The organism is Bradyrhizobium sp. sGM-13, assembly GCF_018398875.1.
Lineage (GTDB): Bacteria > Pseudomonadota > Alphaproteobacteria > Rhizobiales > Xanthobacteraceae > Bradyrhizobium.
The window spans coordinates 1-2,616 of the sequence record NZ_JAGWDK010000119.1; the positions used below are offsets into that span (position 1 = coordinate 1).

Below are 2,616 nucleotides of genomic sequence, written 5' to 3' on the forward strand. Positions count from 1 at the left end.
ACCGACCGGGTGCGCAACGATAAGGAAGCGCGCAAGGGTCCGCCGACGTTAAGTATCGCGACATCACGTCAGAAGGCATCTTGCTGGCAAGTTCGTTCAAGGGACTGACCAAGTCCTAACATTTGTTGTGTTGCGCCAGCCCTTGAGCGACGACGAACGTCCCGTGGACCAAGCCTCCGTGGCGAAAGCTTGCCCGCCAATCCTGAGAATGTCCGTTCACCGGGTTAGACCAGAAGTCGCCGTGGTCCGGCCAAACCAGCGCGAAATGACCCAACTGAGACATTGGGCGACCCCAAAGATATCATATTGGACCGGTCCCAAAGTCTTCCAAGTATCGGGTCTAGGTTGATACTCTGCCGCATTCTGATCCTCGGAGGCAGGCATGAAGCGACGAGACGTTATTGCGCTTTTCGCGGGTGCAACTTTCGCAGCCCCGTTTGTCGCTCACGCGCAGAATACCAACAAAGCTCCCAGACGGATCACCTTCTTGCCAGATCTCCACCCGGCAACGCTCGAAGCCTGGCGGGCAGAAATGCGCGTCCTCGACTGGATCGAGGGGCAGGACTTCGTCATTATGCAGTCAGGGAAAGAGCTGGGAAGCCGCGGCTCATTAGATGAAGCCGCACAGCGCGTGGTAGAGAACAAGCCTGACCTCGTTTTCACTACCACAACCGCCTACGCGCTCGCTCTGCAACGCGCAACGGGGTCAATTCCTATTGTGATGCTGGGTTCTGGATACCCGGTCGAGGCTGGCGCGGCTGACAGCCTCGCCAAGCCCGGAAGGAATGTCACAGGCAACGCGATCTATACGGAGACGGGGGTCTGGGGCAAGATGTTGCAACTGCTCCGCGAGGCCAAGCCGGACATCAAACGAGTCGCCGCCTTGTGGAGTTACGTCATACCCGCCTTTCCTAAAGAGGAGATCGAGCCAGCCTACGCTGAGCTCAATAGCGCCGCACGCTCGCTTAACCTGGAGCTTCACATCGTCGAGGTCGCGAACTCCGATCAGCCACAGGCTGCGCTCGCCGAGATCGACGAATTGAAACCAGGCGGCCTACTGCTGACCTCTTTTTTTTCCGAGAAGGCGAGGTCGGTCGTGATGCAGTTTGCCGTGGGCAAAGGCCTGCCCACTATCGCCGATGTTGATGTTTGGACACGCTTCGCCGCGCCACTCTATCCCCTTCTGTTTTACGGACCCACAAATCGAGAGCTTGTGCAGAATGCGGTCGCTTCGGTCGACAAAATTTTGCGGGGTTCTAGTCCGGGCGACCTGCCGATCCAGCGTCCTCGCCGATTTGAACTGATCGTCAACCTTAAAACCGCGAAAGCAATTGGCCTCGATCTTCCACCCGTCCTTGTCGCGCGAGCGGACCGTGTGATCGAATAGGGGCTCTTCGTTGCGTGCACGAGTCTGAAATTGGCACAAACGGACATGCGGCCATAACGCGCGATGTCCGCACCTGAGGATAAAACGGGCATCTACGACTAGGCCAGGACGCCTTTGAACCAGCCGAGTCGTCTTCGAGCCCACCTTGATAGCAAGGTAGTGGCAGAAGCGATCACGTCCCTGATTGTTCGAGAAGAGCAAATTCAGATGCCGGGCTTCATTAAGCCCCAGCTTGCGACGCTGAGGTCGAAGGCGCCGAAGGGCGACCAGTGGCTTCATGAGATCAAGTACGACGGCTATCGCGTGCAGGTTCACGTAAACAGTGGACGGAAGAAGGTCTACACCCGCACCGGGCTGGACTGGACCAAAAGGTTCTCTGTCATTGCTGGTGCCCTCGATATTCCGGGCCAAGCCATCGTCGATGGGGAGGTCGTCGTAGTTCATGAAGGCCGCACCAACTTTTCCGAACTCCAAGCCGAACTTGCCGCGGGCAAACAGGATCGATTGGTCTTTTATGCATTCGATCTCCTCTGGCGCGACGGAGACCTTCGCAGGCGACCGCAGATCGAACGCAAGCAGCTCCTGTTGGACCTGCTCGGCGAAAACGACATCGAGCTTCCGGTGCTGTTTTCTGAACATCTCGTCGGCGACGGTCAGAAGATGTTTGAGCATGCCACCAAGTTGAATTGGGAAGGCATCATTTCTAAGCGGGCTGACGCCCCGTATCGGTCGGAGCGAAATGAGAACTGGCTGAAGATCAAGGCCGTGCACAAAAGGCAAGTTTCCCGTCGTTGGCTTTGTCAAAGACCCTAGCGGCGTCGCCGCGCTGTACCTCGCCAAACGGGAAGGCAGAGAGCTGGTCTACATGGGCAAGGTGGGGACTGGCTGGTCGCGCACTGTCTCAAGCCAAATCAGGACGATCAGAAAGCGACCTGGCGGAGAGGGCGGCTTTTTGCGCAAACCGGACGCTCGCCGAGCCTAGCACCCCGCCTCGAGGCAAGAAGTTGGCGTATCGGCTAGGGAAGAGCCAAAACAAGGGCACCGGCTGTAGTAAAGGCAGCGAAGTCAATGGAGAAGACAGGGTGGCAATCGCATGATCAGTTGATGGAATCGGCAAACTAACAGTCAAGCAGCGTGCGCCGGCCGCTTGCCGGACGACTCGTTGGGATCGGCGCTTCCGGCTGCTCCGCCTCTTTGGCGAGCCGGCCGCGCAGTAACGCGAGCACGGC

2 protein-coding genes are annotated in these 2,616 nt (G+C 58.0%); both read left to right on the top strand.

Annotation, left to right across the window (positions count from 1 at the left end):
• Positions 1–382: 382 nt before the first annotated feature.
• Complete coding sequence (locus tag KJQ96_RS38305; protein ID WP_213291135.1) at positions 383–1,387, top strand: ABC transporter substrate-binding protein; 1,005 nt, start codon at positions 383–385, stop codon at positions 1,385–1,387.
• Between the two features lie 159 nt (positions 1,388–1,546).
• Positions 1,547–2,200, top strand: coding sequence for an RNA ligase family protein (locus KJQ96_RS38310; protein ID WP_309142547.1), 654 nt, complete (start codon positions 1,547–1,549; stop codon positions 2,198–2,200).
• Positions 2,201–2,616: the final 416 nt, after the last annotated feature.

Excerpts from the sequence above, each read along its gene's own strand:
- KJQ96_RS38305 (WP_213291135.1), top strand. The coding sequence starts at position 383 with ATGAAGCGACGAGACGTTATTGCGCTTTTCGCGGGTGCAACTTTCGCA.